Raw genomic sequence first — 16,226 nt, 5'->3', positions numbered from 1 at the left:
TATCGCTAATGCTCTTTTGGAATGACGTTTTTAGTTCTGAAATTATCGAATTTTTAAGAAGAGTGGAGACCGCTGTTCTTCTACTAATCCAAAACACAAATTTCAGGCACAAACCCTTTACGCTTTCCGTCCATGGGCTTCAAGGATAAGTATATCCATATACAAAAAAACCGCATTTAAGCGGTTTATTTTAACTTCGTACAATTCTTAAAAAAAAGAATTGGCAGGGGCGGAGAGACTCGAACTCCCAACCATCGATGCTTTTATAGAGAGTGGAGACCGCTGTTCTTCTACTAATCCAAAACACAAATTTCAGACACAAACCCTTTACGCTTTCCGTCCATGGGCTTCAAGGATAAGTATATCCATATACAAAAAAACCGCATTTAAGCGGCTTATTTTAACTTCGTACAATTCTTAAAAAAAAATTGGCAGGGGCGGAGAGACTCGAACTCCCAACCATCGATGCTTTTATAGAGAGTGGAGACCGCTGTTCTTCTATTAATCTAAAACACAAATTTCAGACACAAAAAAACCGCATTTAAGCGGTTTATTTTAACTTCGTACAATTCTTAAAAAAAGAATTGGCAGGGGCGGAGAGACTCGAACTCCCAACCATCGGTTTTGGAGACCGCTGTTCTACCAATTGGAACTACGCCCCTGCATCGAAGTCGGGCCAATTATACTGTTAGAAGCAAATACGTAAAGAAACTTTTTCAACTTTTTGACAATTTGTGGTTCAAGTGCTGATTTATTAGTCAGAAAAAGCAACCAGAAATAATTTCACGCTTAACTACCCCTTTCGTTTATAATCAGACAAACGTTTTAACCCGATAAATGATCCATATGACCATAGTGCCAAGAACAGCTCCAAACTATATTTGCCCTATTTGTTTAACACCATTACAAAAATCTGAAAACAGCCTTACGTGCGACAATGCTCATAATTTTGACTTTGCAAAAGAAGGTTATGTTAATTTACTGCCTGTGCAGCTTAAAAAATCGCTTAATCCAGGTGATGATAAAAACATGGTACTTGCACGCAGAGAATTTCTTACATCGGGTCATTACCAATTTTTAAGAGACAAAATTATTACGCTACTCACACAGTTTTCACCGTCGACCATTATCGATCTTGGTTGTGGTGAAGGTTATTATACAAATGAAATTGAAACCGCATTATCTGCCGAGGCCGTCTACGGTGTTGATATTTCAAAATCGGCTGTGAAATATGCTGCAAAGCGCAATAACAAGGTTCACTATAGTGTGGCAACCATCTCACACCTTCCTTTTGGGGACAAAACCACAAATGCGATTGTTAATGTATTTGCACCATTGGTCGCAACCGAGTGTCGCCGTATATTGGCAGAAGACGGAAAGATAATTAGAGTAACTCCCGGCCCGCGACATTTATGGCAACTCAAACAGTTTGTTTATGAAACCCCACAGCTTCATGACGAGCCAAAACCGCTAGGCGATTTTATCCTTATAGACCAAATTACAGTAACCGAAACACGCACAGTCAACAAACGAGACATCGAACACTTGTTATTAATGACACCATTTGGTTGGAAAATTCAACCTGATAAGTTGCAACAGTTAAAACAAAATGAAGAACTTAATATTGAGTTTGAATTTTTGATCGATACCTATCAATAAAACGTATGTATCGGTCTAACCCAAAATAGGAATTTTTATGAAAACTAAATTACAAAATGTACTTGGCATTATATTGCTTTTAACATTTTCATTATCGTCTATGGCGGACGATATCAAGGTTGGTGCCCTAGCCCCTGATTTTAAATTAGTCGGCAGTGACGGTAAGACTTACACCTTATCGGAATTTAAAGGCAAACAAAATGTCATTATCGCCTGGTTCCCTAAAGCTTTTACATCAGGCTGCACAATTGAGTGCAAATCTTTAGCTGACAACGGACATCTACTTAAAGAGTTTAATGTTAAGTATTTTATGGCAAGCACAGATGAAGTTGACGCGAATATGAAGTTTGCAAAAGAGTCGAGTGCCGACTTTCCACTGCTGAGTGACCCTAAAGGTGACGTAGCTGATGCTTATGGTGTGAGCTTTATGGGCTATGCTAAACGACATACATTTTATATCGACAAGGCTGGTAAAATTGTCATGATAGACAAGAATGTAAGACCAAGCTCTTCTGCAGAAGACATGGCTAAGTATATGAAAATGCTTAACTTTGAAAAATCAGCTTAAAAAAGTTGGCAATGTATGGGGATGTCGTACGTCATCCCCTATAATTTAAGCCTCATTAAAAATAATGCCAATGCATCACATTCGTCATATTACAGCGGATTGATGACCAACTCATATTCGTCCATTTGTACCCGCGACGGCCCTTTTGTACTATCCGTTAATAAAACTTTATCCGCGACATAAACAGTCACTTTAGGATATAATTTTTGGCAACTCTCGACTTTGACACTCGACATATACTCACGTCGTTTCTTTATAAGGGCTTTTCGTTGACCATTGTATTTATCTAATTTTTGTCCTAAAACAATCATTTTTTTCTGACACTCAGCTTTGACTGCTGGATCCATAACACTGTCATGTTTATTTTCTAAAGCATCAAATCGCTCTTTTATCGTATCTAACCACAACGATATCTGCGCTTCTTTTTCGAGGAAAATGTCATAAGTGCGATTTAGACTTATATCGCAATGTACATTAGATTCAGTCCCTATAACACCCGCTGTTAAATGCTTACAAAGATTATAACGTCCACCAGAAATCTGCCCATTAGCAATATCTCCCTGACCGACAAACATCGCTTCGGCGTTAACATGGCAGTGTGAAACCTGGCGACTAATCGTCACTAAACCTTTAGCGGTAATTTCACATTGGTTCGCAAAAGCCAAATGAATATTCGCACCTGAACTTAATTTACAATTATATTCATCTTCAACTTGTCGTCCCGACGCGCCTGACATTATAGTTAGATCACCACCGCATTTAATTGTTGAACACTCGACAAATCCACCAACGATAACATCACCTGTAGCAATGATCTTCATATCAGGTGCAACGTCGCCTTTTATTACGACACTGCCTTTAAATTTTACATTCCCCTGTTTAGGATCAAGCTGTTGATAAGAAATAACGTCATCTACTTCCATTACACGTCCGTTAAACCTAACCATTCCGGTCTTTCTTGCCACAAGAATACTGGCTTCTTTTGACGAGATTGCAGTGGAAGGACTAACCACAAGTTCTTGATCTTTTCCCGGTACAGGGAGCAGCTCTTCACCAAGGACATTACGTCCAACTGTACCTTCGGTAAAAGGTATTTTTCGTAAAATTGCTTGGCCTTTACCTACCGTATTAATTTCTCCTAGATCTCGTAAATCTACACTTCCTTTTGCATTCTCTTTTGGACGTCGAACGGTTTCAGAGAAAATAGTTACAAGTGGCTTAAAGCGAGCATTTCTGCCGTCAACCGCGGGTTTACCAACAGCAACTTCAGAAATAACTACCTCTCCAGGCTCGGCTTCACGACACATTTTTAGTAATCGTTCGACTAAAGATGTTTTTAAACCAAATCGAATCCCTGCATCAACACAGGCTTGTTTCACCATTTCAAAGTTAATCGACTTCCCACCAATCGCATTGATTACTTCGGCTTCCGCAGACATTTCATCACGTGATACCGTTATTTGAATTTCGGCATTTGCAACTTTAGCTAAAGGGACTGTAATTGGAAGTGAGGTTTCGTTTTCCTCGAGCTGGCTTAACTCAAATTCACATTGCACCACAAAGTCTTCAACGACAGTGTCATCAATTGGTAATTTGCCATAAGATGATTGTCGAAGCGCATTAGCTACATCGTCGGCTGTAACCTTTCTCTCTCCGCCAGTTAACGTTACCGAAACCAGTAGATCATCATTTTTTGCTATAAAATCGATATGTTGCAAAACTACACCCTAAAAATGGAACTACATTAAGCTAGCAAAAACTAGGCCTGAATAAAACTGAAAATTTCTAATGTAACACTCTAATTTACATACCAAAATTTCCAGTTGCACCAGGAAACACTACTGGACTCTCCGTGCCATCTGCGGCAACACTTGCCACTCCAAAGAAATAATTATCAATAACAACATTTTTTAATACATAATTATTCACATTTCCAACAAAACGACTAAATTGCCATTGTGATGAATCTGTTAGTCGCCAATATATTTTATATCCAATCAATTGTGGGTTGGTATCAGCATTGACCCTTTCCCAGGAAAATGTAGTATCTGGTTCTACAGCGCCTTTAATCGTAACCTTGTTAGGGGGTGTTGGGGCACTCGCCATTGATGCAAGAGAAACTGCATTTAATCCCGTTAATTTTGCTGCATAATCGAAATCCACTCCATCGATAGTATCACCATATGAAATGCCATTTTCAACACGGATATCTTGATGTTGTCTTTGGTAATTTTCGTTGGTTTCCATGATTCGAACAGCAGGAAAACCGACTTGATTAAATGGTCTGTGATGTCCACCGCGACCAAAACGGTCAAGACGATAAATCATCATCGTATCTAAATTAGGAATGTATAAATCAGCAATTCTATCGATATAACGGGCCAAATTTCGGCTAGCAGAATCAACTTCGCCACCCGAAAATCGACGACTCCTTGCTTCACTGTCTGTTTCTGTTGCACGCGTACCTTCGGAGAAAATACGTGCTGTCGTATTATTAATGACGCCATTTACACCTTGAATGTTACCTATCATGTCATTGTTAAGCACAGCCTCAATATGCCAACCATCTTCAACGGCTTTTTTAGCCATGATTTTTCCGCCAAATAACCCCTGCTCTTCACCAGACAGTGCAGCATAAATTATGCTGCCATGGAACTGATACTTAGATAATACTCTGGCTGCTTCAATAGTGCCTGCAACGCCCGATGCATTGTCATTTGCACCTGGTGAGTCATCGGTAAAATTCATCACATCAGAGATACGTGAGTCAATATCACCGGACATAACGACATAACGATTAGGATCGCTCGTCCCTTTTTGAATCGCGATGACACTAACAACTTCTGTCGCATTTGGGATGCGCTTTTCGCCGGATATAACTTCTGACTGGTAATACACAGTTAAACAACCGCCACATTCCGCCGAAATCTTATCAAACTCAGATTTAATCCAACGACGAGCCGCGCCGATACCGCGAGTTTTCGATTTTGTTTCTGATAGCGTATGCCTTGTCCCAAAACTGACAAGTTTTTTGATATCGGATTCAATTCGACTCGCTGAAATTTGCCCGGGAATTTGGGCCAATATCTGGTTTGCATCAAACCCAGCTTGATTTGTTTGAGATATGTCAGAGGCAACTGTGCTATGACTTAACATTACAGATGCAATTGCACCAAATACAAAAGATATCTTTGAGACCATTTTGTGTCCTAAAATTCAAATACAGCGAATATTGATGAGTGAACACTATACGCTTAAATCAACTTTAAAAAATAAGCCTTTTCCCTAAATAGGCGAATAACGCGTAAACATCGTTGAACATCAGTTTAATTGCGACGAATAGAGCGTCGATTCATCCCCCATACTATCGGCTCATCGCGGTCAAAACAATTGCATTGGTATTCATAAAACCGTCACTAGAAAACCCTCCGCAAACACCTTATGCTGACCTCAACTGACATTAATCTAAATTTTATTAAAGTGATAACCCAAATGAAAAAACGCATATTAGCGGCGAGTTCTGTATTATTTGTCGCTTTGGTATTACCGCCTTGGCTCCTTGGTTTTTCAATATTTCATCTTGGTCATGCCATTGAAGTTGCCACAAGCTTAAGTGCTAAACTAGCTTGTTCAGCGCGTTATGTCTCCTTATTTGAGCCAAAACAAATCGTTTCTGATCTAAGCACCTATTCGCCAGTGACAGAACTTGTTGAGCTAAACTACGCAGATGATCCTAAAAAAGTCACGGCGAGTTTATTTGGCATGTCAAAAGTAACCGCTGAATATCGTGAAGGTGCCGGGTGTACTTTGCGAGTCGATAACGATACACCGTTGCCCCCCGTCAAAATTCGTTCAGCGCACAGTAATCAAGATGCGCCTTGGCCTGCCGGTGTAAACACACCAGATGTCTCCAGTAAAATCCAACTATTGGCGCAGACTATTTTACAGCAGGACAATTCGAGTGGTCTTAATACTAGAGCGCTCGTTGTTATTAAAGACGGTAAACTGATTGCCGAAAGTTATGGCCAAGGAGTGACAAGCTCTACTCCACTACTCGGCTGGTCAATGGCTAAAAGTGTCACTGCAATGCTTGTTGGCGCAATGAATAAAATGCACTTAATACAGCTAAATCAAAACGGACTTTTTACTCAATGGCAAGATGATGACAGAGCCAATATCCAATTAAACCAATTGTTAACGATGACCAGTGGCTTAGGTTTTGACGAAACCTATGCGCCCGGAAGCGACGCGACGCACATGTTATTTACTGCACAAAGTGCGTCTGATGTTGCTATGCAAAGCAAGGTTCAAGAAAATATTGGACAACACTTTTATTATTCCTCTGGCACCACAAACTTATTAATGCGGTTAATCCACCAAACTTTAGGAAACAGTCCTACATCAGATCAGTTATTCCTGTCGCAAAAAATATTGGCCCCTGCTGGAATTCAAACTGCAGTATTTGAAACTGATTCGTCTGGTGTATTAGTAGGTAGCTCCTATTTGTACGCATCTGCCCGGGACTGGGCTAGGTTTGGTCTGATCATGCTGCAAAATGGTCGAATTAATAACAACCAAGTTCTTTCGTCGAAATGGGTCACCAAAGCCACTCTGCCCAACAGCAGTGAAAACGAAAAAGCTTATGGTTATCAATTTTGGCTTAATCGTGGCGATGCAACGCTACGCTGGCCCGAATTACCCGAAGACGCGTATGCAATGTTAGGAAATAGAAAACAATCGGTGATGATCATTCCATCAGAAAACGTCATATTCGTGAGACTCGGTTGGACTAGTGGCGAATATCCTATGGTTGATAATTATCGTAAACTACTAGATAAAGTACAGTCGATGGCAAATTAATTCAGCCTACCTCGTTTAACGGCGCATTAACTAATATTCAATCAGCCAATTTCGAAACACAAAAACGGGAACACAAGGTTCCCGTTTTTTAATTTTCAAATAGTAAGTTATCTGAGGTTTAAGGATTAAACCGAAAATGGGTAAGCAATACCTTCATGACACTCGTAACCTTCGACCGTAAAGTCATCTAATGTTACCCAAGTTTCAATATCTTCTAGAGTTTTGATCTTAGGATTGATGATCAATTTAGGTGAAGCGAACGGCTCGCGTTTAAGTTGCACATCACGCATAAGTTCCAATTGGTCTTCATAAATATGCGCATTGACGATTTTATGATACGCCTGACCCGCCTTATTACCGGTAATTTGCGCTACCAATGCCAGTAAAACGTAAACTTGTATTTGATTAAAGTTTAGTCCCAGCGGGACGTCACACGAACGTTGGTAACTGGTTAAATATAAGGTATCACCCAATAGAGAAAACGTATGAGTATGCATACACGGACGTAAACAACCCATATGGAATTCTCCTGGATTATAAAACGACAGGATCTCTCCTCTGTCATCTATGCCTTTGCTCAGATCATCCACAAGCTTGCGCAATTGGTCTACTGTCCCGCCGTCTGGTTTTGCCCAGCCGCGACCTTGTACACCATATACGCGGCCCATGTCATCTTCACCCTTACGGTGAGGATTGTTTAACCATGCTTCGTTGTCATTCGCATTCGCATTCCAAGTATTACAGCCAATAGACCTAAAATCAGCTGCGTTATCAAATCCTTTCAAATAGCCCAACAATTCTGCAATCGCAGCTTTCCAATAACTTTTTCGAGTTGTGATCAGAGGAAATTGATTAGCTGCAACATCATAATTTAGTTCGGCATTAATCACCGTCAAGCAACGTTTTCCAGTGCGTTCATTTTCAATCCACACGCCTTCGTCAACGATACGTTGGCAGAGTTCAAGATACTGTTTCATTATTTCTCCACTAATTTATGCGGTTGCTTGAGACGCTTTATTTGCCGCTTGTTTAAATGCGATTGCCATCACAACCACCCCGGCCAACACCATAGGTAACGACAACCATTGGCCCATGGACATACCTAACGTAAGTAGCCCTAAATGATCGTCAGGTTGACGGAAATATTCGACAATAAAGCGGAAGCTACCGTATCCAATTAAGAATAAACCACCGACTGAACCAACAGCACGGGGCTTACGGCTGTACCAATAAACAATGGCAAACAATACAAACCCTTCTAAGAAAAACTCATAGAGTTGACTTGGGTGTCTTGGGTCTGGCCCAGCGCCAGGAAATACGATGCCCCATGGAACATCGGTGGTGCGGCCCCAAAGTTCGCCATTTAAGAAGTTACCTAATCGACCAGCACCTAACCCAAATGGAACCAAAGGTGCGACAAAATCACCCACTTGGAATAACGTAACTTTAGTGCGTTTGGCAAAAATTAATAAAACAGCAATTACACCTAATAATCCCCCGTGGAATGACATTCCACCTTGGTGCATCATAAAGAGATAAGTTGGGTCTTCTAAAAATCGTTCAAATTGATAAAACATAACGTAGCCCAAACGGCCACCGAGCACAGCGCCCATAAATCCGTAGAATAATAAATCGCTGACCTGTTGTTCGGTAAATGGTGCGCGGCCACGGCGAACTTCTCGGATGGCTAAAAAGTAAGCAAAGCCAAGGCCAATTAAATACATCAATCCATACCAGCGGATAGCCAACGGCCCTAATGATACGATGATAGGGTCAATTTGAGGGAAAATAATAGGGTCTGTCAAAATAACTTCTCTTTAAATAAATTGTTCAACTAATAACTTGACCGAAACGATCACCATAAAAACTGCAAACACTTTTTTCAGCTGGACTTGATCTAAGCTTTGCCCAACTTTAACACCAAAAGGTGCAGCGAAATACGAAAACAATGTAATACATAACGCACTTGGCCAATGAATAAAGCCTATAAACTGGTCTGACTCAGTCCAATGCCAACCGGCTATTAAGTAGCCAGACGAACCAAACAAGGCCACCACCATGCTGCATAATGCTGCGGTGCCGATACTCTTGCGAATGCCAACACCAATATAGGTGAGATAAGGCACTAAAATTGCGCCCCCACCTAATCCTGCTAACGACGCCAAAAATCCAGTCAAACTGCCACCGAAAATAAGTTGTAGCTTTGATGGCACAACACCTTCCAAGTTCAATTTTTTTCCACCGCGAAACGTTTGCACAGATAAAATCATTAACATGATGGCAAATATTAAAGTTAACGTCTTACTGGCTAATAGCGCTGCGACATGGGAGGCAATAATTGAGGTTAACGCAGCGGCAACTACAACGGGTAACGCAAATCGAATGTCGACATTGCCTTTTTTGAAGTGACTTTTACTAGAAGAAAATGCGGTAACAATTACGGTCGCAAGTGACGTTGCTATCGCTAAAATTGCAACATTGTCTTCGTTGACCATAGGTAAGATAGGCAACAAATAAATAAGCACAGGAACAAGAACGATGCCACCGCCAATACCGAGCAGCCCAGCCAAAAATCCAGCCAGCATTCCCATAAAAGGTAAATAAATTAAAACTTCCAACGACTGCCCTATTACCCACCAGCTCGTAATATGCCAGCTGCACCGATGTTCAAAATATAACGGTTCACTCGAAATTTCACTTGGTCTGGACGTGTACAATCTAACGCGTCCTCAACCAAATCTTTCAACTCTTCAGAGTTTGACTTTTTAAGAACCCATTTAACTTTAAGTAAGTTTTGTGTATTCATACTTAATTGAGTAAAACCCATTCCTGTTAATAACATGGCACCACCAGGATCACCTGCGAGTTCGCCACAGACACTACACGGAATACCTATTTCGTTTGTGACATCGGCAATGGTCTTAATCGCATTCAATACCGTTGGATGATACGCATCATATAAATGCGCAACTTTGTCGTTATTGCGGTCAACGGCCAATAGATATTGAGTTAAGTCGTTGGTTCCTATTGAACAAAAGTCCACTAATCCTTTTAGTTGCTTTAACTGGTACAAGATTGAAGGAACTTCAATCATCACGCCAACTTTAGGTCTAGGCACCTGCGCTGCATGATCGGCTTCTCGCAACTCTTCAGAAACTTCATTGTACGCTTGGTTAATTAATCGGTTTGATTCTTCTACTTCGCCAATATCAGAAATCATTGGCAACATAATATGCAAATTATTGGTAAAAACATTCGCCTTGATCATGGCTCTAATTTGCACTAAAAATATTTCAGGGTGATCGAGTGTCAATCGAATACCACGCCACCCCAAAAACGGATTGTCTTCAACTATTGGAAAATATGGCAACTGCTTGTCACCGCCAACATCGAGTGTTCGCATAACAACCGGTTTGCCTGAAAACTCACCTAACACATGTTGATAAAGTAATTGTTGTTCTTGCTCTGACGGAAAACGTTGGCGCATCATAAATGGGTATTCGGTACGATAGAGTCCAATACCTTCTATGTGTTCCTGCTCGGCGTATTCACCGTCAAATCCCATTCCCGAGTTAATAAATAACGAAACTCGGTGGCCGTCGGCTGTACGAGCAACTTCATCAGCTTCTAACTTTAATAACTTAGTAAATTCGAGATCTTCCGACTCTAAATCTCGATATTCAGCGGTGATTGCATCGTTTGGAGAAATAACGATTTGCCCGTTATAACCGTCAACAATGATATCTACGCCGTCTAATTGCAATAAAGGTATGTCACGCAAGCCCATTACCGCAGGAATGCCTAGTGCACGAGCCATAATCGCGGCGTGCGAGTTTTCCGCACCTTTGATTGACACTATGCCTTTAATTTTTTCTCTTGGCACTTCTGCTAACATCGACGCGGTGACTTCTTCAGCGATCAGTATCGCTGAATCAGGCACAGGAAGTGACTTGCTTGATTCCGTCGTTAGATATTCAAGTAATCTGCGACCGAGATCTTTGACGTCTACAGCGCGTTCGCGAATATACGCATCTTCCATTTTCTCAAATTCAGATATGTATCGCTCAATCACTATTTTTAATGCGGATATTGCGCACCAACCATCTTTGATCTTACCAACAACTTCGTTGCCAAGACTGGCCGCGTCTAACATCTGTAAATAGATGTCAAAAATCGCTAACGCGTCGGCTGGTAAATGCGCAGACATGCGTTCAGACATATCAATAATGTCGGCACGAGTGGCTTCTACCGCTTCGTAAAATCGGCTTTTTTCGCCTTCAAAATCTTCTGATTTTTTAAGTGATACATCGGCAAGGTTGATGTTAGTTTGAACTAAAAATGAATGTCCAATCCCTACTCCTGTCGCACCCGAAACCCCAGTCAGTACAAGACCAGAGGTATCCATTTCTAAGGACGTTAATTCAGATTTTAAACGTGCACTTACATTGGCAATATACGAAGCTAGCTGCGCTGAGAGCGTAACAAGAAAAGCTTCTTCGTCTTGGTCAAAAAACCGAACTTTGGATTGCTGAATCGTAATTACACCGAGTACAACACGTCGGTGAATAATAGGCACACCTAAAAATGCTGAAAATATCTCTTCCTGCACATCTGGATAGTTTTTGAATCGTGGATGACGCTGCGCATTATGCACTTTAATTGGCACTTCACGTTGAGCAACCCAACCGGTTAGTCCTTCGTCAAAACGCATGGTGGTTTTATCAATCGCTAAAGGATTAAGGCCATCTGTTGCTTTAAGTCGTAAAAGGCTTTGGTCGGCTTCAGCCAAATAGATAGAACAACACTCAGTACCGAGGCACGTTTTAATGTCGGCAACAAGCGACGCTAGAGCCACATCTAATGAGGGCTCTTGCGCAAAGGAGTGGGCAATTCGTCTGAGGTCACCTAACATAAAGTCTTTTTTCAGCGCTGATTTTGCTGTTTATTCCTATTAAATTGTTTCTTGTGGCCCCTGCGTTTCTGCCGATTACTCGACGGCATATTACCAAACGAGTCACCTCGATTTGTATTAGGCCTGCCACTTGGCATCACGACGGGCGCAAATTCCTTCATTACGCGGCGATAAACGTCACGTTTAAATGAAACAACATTCCTTATTGGATACCAATAACTTACCCAACGCCAATCATCAAATTCTGGATGAGAGGTCTTTAATAAATCTACATCGGATTCTTTGCAACGAAGGCGCAGTAAAAACCATTTCTGCTTTTGTCCAATACAGACTGGAGCACTATCACGTCTAATCAACCTTTTAGGCAGTCTATAACGTAACCAGTTTTTGGTCACCGCCAAAATTTCAACGTCTTCTGGTTTTAACCCTACTTCTTCTTCCAACTCACGAAACATTGTCTGTTCTGCAGTTTCGCCTTCATCTATGCCACCTTGCGGATATTGCCAAGAATGCTGACCAAACCGCCTAGCCCAGAAAACCTGACCTTTGTGGTTGCAAATCACGATGCCAACATTGGGACGAAACCCTTCGGCATCAATCACAGTTTCACCTGCTTTAATTTTTCTATATGACCTGATTCTTCCATAAAGCGGAAAGTATCGCAAACCTTAATTAATACTGGCTTAATTAAGTGATAATTCAGATAATATTAATGAACAACAATTACCCATTTATGAAATGACGGCATTTAATGATAACGATACAAGCTCCTAAAACACTTGAACAATTAATGCACAGGATGGATCTCATTGCGGGACTTACCATTGCGGATATTGCTGAAGAGCTGCAAGTAAAAATGCCGGAAAACCTGCAAACCGAAAAAGGCTGGGTTGGTCAGTTGGTGGAAGCTTATTTAGGCGCAACCGCGGGGAATTTACCGGAACCGGATTTCCAGCATTTAGGGATTGAACTTAAAACCATTCCAATTTCTCGAACAGGCGCCCCGCTAGAAACCACTTACGTTTGCGTTGCACCGCTGTCACCTGCGTTAGGGGAACAATGGCGTACCTCGTTAGTTTACAAAAAACTGGCCCATGTATTGTGGGTGCCAATAATCGCCGAGCGCTCAATTCCATTAAAAGATCGTCAAATTGCCATGCCATTTTTGTGGCAAATGACACCAGAACAAGAACAAATATTAAAAACCGATTGGGGTGAGCTAACGGACCTCATTGTACTGGGTAAACATGATGAAATTACGGCAAAACTAGGTGAAGCTTTGCAACTAAGGCCAAAAGCAGCTGACAGTTCTGTTCGCAGTGCGGGGGTCGACCGAGAGGGCAACCCAACGTATGCGCCGCCAAAAGGGTTTTATATTCGCACCAGTTTTACCAAGTCGTTATTGCGCCAACAATTTGATTTAGAGATTTGATATGCCACTAGAGTTAAGTGTAGAAAAACAGGTTTGGCAATGGCTTGATTCCATCGTAATCGACCTAAACCTTTGTCCTTTTGCTAAAAAACCACGAACAAATAACCAAATTAAAGTGGCGGTATGTGGCGCCCGAAAAGACAAAGCTGTATTAAATCAGTTCCAGCAAGAATTGAGATTTTTAACCGACACCGACCCTAACCTAACGGATACAACGTTATTTGTTGTCCCAGATCATTTATATGATTTTTATGACTACCTGGACTTTCTCGACAAAGCTCAGCAGTTGTTAATATCTATGCACCTTGAAGGGGTATTGCAACTCGCGAGTTTCCATCCAGATTACGTTTTTGATGGGGTTGAGGAAGATAGCAGAGAGAATTACACGAATCGCGCGCCCTTTCCTATCATCCATATTTTACGAGAAGCGACGTTAACTCGGCTCGTGGAAAAATACCCAAACCCAGAACAGATCCCTGAAAACAATATTGATACTTTGAACCGACTTACAGAACCGCAATTTCAAAACCTATTTCAGGATAAAACCTGACCATCGTTTTTTGTCAGGTAAAAAAAAGAGTGTCCGCGGACACTCTTTTCAAACGACTAGTATTTTAGACGTTTAATATGAGCTGCATGAGCCTTTTTCAAAATGACCATTGCTTATCTCAGCAACGGTGCTTGTGACGTAAATATTGTAATAACCTAAGTTATCACCGGACCCTACCGCAATGGCGTACCCATAATAATTTACCGCACGGCCTGCCATTACATGGCTATAGTTACTCGAAGTATATTCTGTACACGAATAGTCACCGTTTGGCGTTGCATCACATACGTTGCCTAATCCGTCACTATCATTATCTGCTTGGTCACTATTGGCCATATTGGGGCAATTGTCTAAGCTATCTGCGATGCCATCGCTGTCAGAGTCTGTTGATCCACCATTAGGTGTTGCATCACATACATTGCCTAAGCCATCATTGTCGTTGTCAGCTTGATCACTATTTGTCATGTTTGGGCAGTTATCAAGATTATCATCGATACCGTCATTATCACTATCTATAGGCCCTGTTTGCGCTGAGCATGCCTGGTTTTGTCCCTTACAACTTGGTGCACCATCGGCGACCCAATTACACTGAGTTGAACCTGCTTGATATTCGCGCATCGTAAAATCGTTAGTGCCAAACTCTAGATAACAGGCCGAGTAACCATATCCCCAGGTTATATGACCTTCCGCGATGTGATAATTGTAATCCCCTGTTTTTCCAGCATCTATTGTAAAGCTTACCTGTACTGTAGACGATAAAGACGTGCTGTCGGTTGCGGTAACATTTGCAGTTTGCGTCCCACCGGATAACCCACATTGCTCGACATTAAATTGATTACTATTGACTGTGGCTACCTTAACGCCATTTGTAAAACTTGCTTCAACTGATGACAAGTTTTGGTTTTGATCTAGTACCGAACCTGAAATGGTTGCACATTGACCACTTACCGCTACAGTGACGTCAGACATTTGTGGTGCTGTCGCTGGAGGCTCAGGTCCAACCCGAGTTGTAATCGAAACTGTGTCTCCTGTTTTTGCTAAATCGTCCGTGGCACGAACTTCAATTAAATATAAACCATCATTTAAGGTTGTAGAATCTGCAGAGAAATAACCGTTATTAGTTGCAGCTGTCGTGTTTATTGTCGCAACAGCAGTAGGTGTTGTAGTTGAAACATCGGTAATGACGATTTCAACATTGGTGACACTACTATCGTCATCTATAGCATTTCCTGAAATAGCTAAGACATTATTGTTGTCTACTGCATTTAATACTGTGATGACAGGCCCCGAATTACGATCCACACGTTGGTTATTGTCACTAAAATACTGCCCGAGATAAGATGCAAAGTTAATACTATTAGATGCAATATAGTCCCCTGAAGCACCAGCGCCACCAGACCAAGAATGATCTAAACCATCAAACCACACCATCGCAACTCGATTACCAGTCCATAAAGTTTCAGATGCAGTATGGCCTGTACCATCCGAAATAGTTGTACTGCCAGACAATTGTGAAACACCATAAACATTGGCGTAACCATTGGCATTTTGTTGGTTATAACAGGTGTCAACTGTAGTGTCTGCCGTGCCGTGACCGACCACTGCTATTTGAGTATCAAGATGTGCCGAGTAAGACCCTGCATAACTTTCACAACGTGATTTAAAGGTGGTTGGAGTCACCACTTCACAATTGTTTAACGCACCGTTAGAACTTGTGCCTAGGGTGGGTCCCGCGCTTGGTGCCACTCCCGCAAATACATCAGGTGCCACACAACCGGCCTGTTGGGTAAATGCACCACCAGAACTCAAACCAGCAAGGTATACCTGATTTGCATCTATATTTCGAGATGCGTCACCGCTCATTGCATTAGCCAGGTTAATCAAATTTTTATAATCACCTGAAGTTCGATTTTTAGTGCCTTGCCAATACGACCAACAACTGTAACCGGCTTTATTCATCGCATCGGGAACTGCGACCACCATGCCATGTTGTTCTGCCGCGTCTTCAAGTTGCGCAGTTAAGTAATTATTAATAGGTTGCACACATCCATGAAGTACAATCAGTAGAGACTTGCCCACACCAATTGCAGAGGAAGAGTCAGGAGTATAAATATGGACATTGTTAAAACCACCAATACTGACATTTTGCTGCCAGCTTCCAGCATTAACTGAAGTAGCAAAAAAGAGGCTCACGAGGAGGAAAAAACCATATATTCTATTTATTATTATCATTATTTCACCTTGT

At 41.5% G+C, this 16,226-nt stretch carries 13 protein-coding genes and 1 tRNA gene; 5 read left to right on the top strand and 9 right to left on the bottom strand.

What is annotated here, in order from left to right; all coding sequences use genetic code 11:
• Positions 1–585: 585 nt before the first annotated feature.
• Positions 586–662: transfer RNA gene (locus KO525_RS13655), tRNA-Trp, on the bottom strand.
• A gap of 184 nt (positions 663–846) precedes the next feature.
• Here KO525_RS13655 and KO525_RS13650 point away from each other — a divergent pair.
• Positions 847–1,659: a putative RNA methyltransferase gene (locus KO525_RS13650; RefSeq protein WP_215964379.1), complete on the top strand. Its 813-nt coding sequence runs from the start codon at positions 847–849 to the stop codon at positions 1,657–1,659.
• 37 nt (positions 1,660–1,696) lie between these two features.
• A complete protein-coding gene (locus tag KO525_RS13645; RefSeq protein WP_215964378.1) occupies positions 1,697–2,227 on the top strand; it encodes a peroxiredoxin in 531 nt (176 codons plus the stop codon).
• Between the two features lie 89 nt (positions 2,228–2,316).
• Here KO525_RS13645 and KO525_RS13640 read toward each other — a convergent pair whose 3' ends face one another.
• Entirely contained in the window at positions 2,317–3,945 is a 1,629-nt protein-coding gene (locus KO525_RS13640; protein ID WP_215964377.1) for a DUF342 domain-containing protein, read from the bottom strand.
• Between the two features lie 85 nt (positions 3,946–4,030).
• A complete protein-coding gene (locus KO525_RS13635; protein ID WP_215964376.1) occupies positions 4,031–5,428 on the bottom strand; it encodes a M28 family metallopeptidase in 1,398 nt (465 codons plus the stop codon).
• Positions 5,429–5,719: 291 nt separating this feature from the next.
• On the opposite strand from KO525_RS13635, the gene KO525_RS13630 reads away from it, so the two are divergent.
• A complete protein-coding gene (locus KO525_RS13630; protein WP_215964375.1) occupies positions 5,720–7,087 on the top strand; it encodes a serine hydrolase in 1,368 nt (455 codons plus the stop codon).
• Positions 7,088–7,212: 125 nt separating this feature from the next.
• Here the strand turns inward: KO525_RS13630 and KO525_RS13625 are convergent, their stop codons facing one another.
• The 5 genes from KO525_RS13625 to rppH are packed head-to-tail and all read right to left on the bottom strand — an operon-like array spanning position 7,213 to position 12,601.
• Complete coding sequence (locus tag KO525_RS13625) at positions 7,213–8,064, bottom strand: thymidylate synthase (protein WP_215964374.1); 852 nt, start codon at positions 8,062–8,064, stop codon at positions 7,213–7,215.
• A 15-nt stretch (positions 8,065–8,079) separates the two neighbouring features.
• Positions 8,080–8,895, bottom strand: a complete 816-nt coding sequence (gene lgt, locus KO525_RS13620) for a prolipoprotein diacylglyceryl transferase (RefSeq protein ID WP_371744411.1) — start codon at positions 8,893–8,895, stop codon at positions 8,080–8,082.
• A gap of 9 nt (positions 8,896–8,904) precedes the next feature.
• Positions 8,905–9,705, bottom strand: coding sequence for a sulfite exporter TauE/SafE family protein (locus KO525_RS13615; RefSeq protein ID WP_215964372.1), 801 nt, complete (start codon positions 9,703–9,705; stop codon positions 8,905–8,907).
• 11 nt (positions 9,706–9,716) lie between these two features.
• Positions 9,717–11,999 (bottom strand): phosphoenolpyruvate--protein phosphotransferase, encoded by a 2,283-nt coding sequence (gene ptsP / locus KO525_RS13610; protein WP_215964371.1) that lies wholly within the window; start codon positions 11,997–11,999, stop codon positions 9,717–9,719.
• An 11-nt stretch (positions 12,000–12,010) separates the two neighbouring features.
• The gene (rppH, locus tag KO525_RS13605) at positions 12,011–12,601 is read right to left on the bottom strand and encodes an RNA pyrophosphohydrolase (protein WP_215964370.1); all 591 of its coding nucleotides are present in this window, start codon (positions 12,599–12,601) and stop codon (positions 12,011–12,013) included.
• 149 nt (positions 12,602–12,750) lie between these two features.
• Here rppH and mutH point away from each other — a divergent pair, with 149 nt between their 5' ends.
• Together mutH and KO525_RS13595 are read left to right on the top strand one after the other, a co-directional pair.
• A complete protein-coding gene (gene mutH / locus KO525_RS13600) occupies positions 12,751–13,431 on the top strand; it encodes a DNA mismatch repair endonuclease MutH (protein ID WP_215964369.1) in 681 nt (226 codons plus the stop codon).
• A gap of 1 nt (position 13,432) precedes the next feature.
• Positions 13,433–13,981: a DUF1415 domain-containing protein gene (locus KO525_RS13595; protein WP_215964368.1), complete on the top strand. Its 549-nt coding sequence runs from the start codon at positions 13,433–13,435 to the stop codon at positions 13,979–13,981.
• A gap of 72 nt (positions 13,982–14,053) precedes the next feature.
• Here the strand turns inward: KO525_RS13595 and KO525_RS13590 are convergent, their stop codons facing one another.
• On the bottom strand, positions 14,054–16,213 hold the full coding sequence (locus KO525_RS13590; RefSeq protein WP_215964367.1) for a PHB depolymerase family esterase: 2,160 nt from the start codon (positions 16,211–16,213) through the stop codon (positions 14,054–14,056).
• Between the last annotated feature and the right edge of the window lie 13 nt (positions 16,214–16,226).

The organism is Psychrosphaera sp. B3R10 (assembly GCF_018861025.1).
Lineage (GTDB): Bacteria > Pseudomonadota > Gammaproteobacteria > Enterobacterales > Alteromonadaceae > Psychrosphaera > Psychrosphaera algicola.
The sequence above is the reverse complement of the archived record's forward strand: the minus strand, read 5'-3'. Positions and strand labels throughout refer to the sequence as shown.